At 75.9% G+C, this 1,756-nt stretch carries 3 protein-coding genes; 2 read left to right on the forward strand and 1 reads right to left on the reverse strand.

All coding sequences use genetic code 11. The features are described 5' to 3' along the window. Positions 1–128: 128 nt before the first annotated feature. Together ACQRUO_RS38810 and ACQRUO_RS38815 are read left to right on the forward strand one after the other, a co-directional pair. Positions 129–581: a YjbQ family protein gene (locus ACQRUO_RS38810; RefSeq protein ID WP_428320896.1), complete on the forward strand. Its 453-nt coding sequence runs from the start codon at positions 129–131 to the stop codon at positions 579–581. Positions 582–671: 90 nt separating this feature from the next. Further along, entirely contained in the window at positions 672–893 is a 222-nt protein-coding gene (locus ACQRUO_RS38815; protein WP_428320897.1) for a hypothetical protein, read from the forward strand. Positions 894–996: 103 nt separating this feature from the next. On the opposite strand, the gene ACQRUO_RS38820 is transcribed toward ACQRUO_RS38815, so the two are convergent. Further along, positions 997–1,756 (reverse strand): SbcC/MukB-like Walker B domain-containing protein (locus ACQRUO_RS38820; RefSeq protein ID WP_428320898.1); only part of this gene is annotated, 760 nt, incomplete at its 5' end.

Consider the following 1,756-nt stretch of genomic DNA (forward strand, 5'->3'; position numbering starts at 1 on the left):
GTTTTCGTATTCCAAGGGGAACTTGTTTGGGAGATTGGGGCTACTCTCGATTTTCATGACGGACCGGGCGGACACCGCCCGGCCTGTCGCGCTTGTCGTGCACCCTGCGACCGGCAGAGGATGGCGCCATGGCCGACACCTTCCCCAGCGACACCGCCCCGGGGCGCCCCTTCCAGAGCCGCACCTTCGAACTGACCACCGGTGACCGCGAGGTCGCCCTCGACATCACCGAACGCTGCGCGGACTTCCTCACCGAGGTGGCGGCCGGCCGGGACGGGTTGCTGAACGTCTTCGTCCCGCACGCCACCGCGGGCGTGGCCGTCCTGGAGACCGGTGCGGGCAGTGACGACGACCTGCTCGCGGCGCTGCGCGACCTGCTGCCCGCGGACGACCGCTGGCGCCACCGCCACGGCAGCCCCGGTCACGGCCGGGACCACGTGGTCCCCGGCCTGGTCGCCCCGCACGCCACCATCCCGGTGATCGAGGGCCGGATGGCGCTCGGCGTCTGGCAGTCGGTGGTGCTGATCGACACCAACGGCGACAACCCGCGTCGGACGGTCCGGCTCAGCTTCCTGGGCTGAGCGCCCGGGTCGTGCCGGGGGTGGGGTGGTCCGGCCCGGGGGTGGGGTGGCCCGGGGTGGTCCGGGTGGTGATGGCCGATGATGGACGGCGTGACCGACACCCCGCACGCCGCCGACGAGCCCTACTGCGCCGCGCCCGGCGCGGTGGCCGACCCGCTGACCGCGCTCACCCCCGCCGCGCCCGACAGCGGCCCGCGCGCCGACTGCGTGCTGTGCGGCGAGCCCACCGAGTACCCGGCGGGCACCGCGGGCAGCACGCTCTGCCCGCGCTGTGCCTGGCAGCAGGCCCAGCGCGGGGCCTGCTCCGGCTGACCCGCGGGCCGGCGGCCGGGCGGCGCCGCCTCGGCGGTCCGGCCGCCGGTCCGGTGGCGGTCCGGTGGCGGTCCGGTGGCGGTCCGGTGGCGGTCCGGTGGCGTCAGCCCGCGTCGGGGCCGGTGAGGTGCAGCGTCGAGCCGTGCCGGGACTTGCGCACCTGCAACTGGGTGGGGATCCGCTGGCGCAGGTCCGCGACGTGGCTGACGATGCCGACCGCGCGGTCCCGTTCGCGCAGCCCGTCCAGCACGTCCATCACCTCCTCCAGCGCCTGCTCGTCCAGGCTCCCGAAGCCCTCGTCGATGAAGAGGGTGTCCAGCGGCATCCCGCCGGCCTCGTCGGTCACCACGTCGGCCAGGCCCAGGGCCAGCGCCAGCGAGGCGAAGAAGCTCTCCCCGCCGGAGAGCGTGGCGGTGTCCCGCTCGGTGCCGGTCCAGGCGTCCACCACCAGCAGCGACAGCCCCGAACGCCGGCCGCCCGAGCCGCGCTCGTCGCTGTGCACCAGGGTGTAGCGACCGCCGGACATCCGGACCAGCCGGGCACTGGCCGCCGCCGCGACCTGCTCCAGCCGGGCCGCCAGCACGTAGGACTCCAGCCGCATCTTCAACCGGTTGTCCACGCTGGTGCCGCCGGCCAACTGGGCCAGCCGGCTGATCTCGCCGAACTCGGCCAGCCGCGGCGCCAACTCCCCGGCCAGCGCGCCGAGCCGGCGACCGAGCTCGACCAGCTCGGCCAGCCGGGCACGGGCCGCGTGCTCGGCCGCGGCGGCGGACCGCAGCGCGTCGGTGGCCTGCCGCAGCGCCTGCTGCGCCCCGGCCGGATCAGCCGGCGGCAGCGCCGCGGCGGCCACCAGCTCGGGGCGG

It is taken from the genome of Kitasatospora sp. LaBMicrA B282, from assembly GCF_050325825.1.
Classification (GTDB): domain Bacteria; phylum Actinomycetota; class Actinomycetes; order Streptomycetales; family Streptomycetaceae; genus Kitasatospora.